At 54.6% G+C, this 291-nt stretch carries 1 tRNA gene and 1 rRNA gene; both read left to right on the top strand.

The features are described from left to right. The first annotated feature begins 5 nt into the window (after nucleotides 1-5). Nucleotides 6-121, top strand: a 5S ribosomal RNA gene (gene rrf, locus ACQCT8_RS19030). A gap of 43 nt (nucleotides 122-164) precedes the next feature. Continuing rightward, a tRNA-Met gene (locus ACQCT8_RS19025) sits at nucleotides 165-238 on the top strand. The last annotated feature ends 53 nt before the right edge of the window (nucleotides 239-291 follow it).

Here is a 291-nt window from a genome sequence, read left to right as displayed (position 1 = left end):
TAGCGTCTAGTGATAATTGCGAAGAGGTCACACCCGTTCCCATGCCGAACACGGAAGTTAAGCTCTTCAGCGCCGATGGTAGTTGGGGGTCTCCCCCTGTGAGAGTAGGACGTCGCTAGGCGGTATTTATTTTTATAACTCAGGCTTACCGTAAGCCAAATTGACGCGGGGTGGAGCAGTTCGGTAGCTCGTCGGGCTCATAACCCGAAGGTCGCAGGTTCAAATCCTGCCCCCGCAATTACCAAGGTCCCGTGGTGTAGCGGTTAACATGCCTGCCTGTCACGCAGGAGA

This window comes from Jeotgalibacillus proteolyticus, from assembly GCF_050107735.1.
Lineage (GTDB): Bacteria > Bacillota > Bacilli > Bacillales > Jeotgalibacillaceae > Jeotgalibacillus > Jeotgalibacillus proteolyticus_A.
The sequence above is the reverse complement of the archived record's forward strand: the minus strand, read 5'-3'. Positions and strand labels throughout refer to the sequence as shown.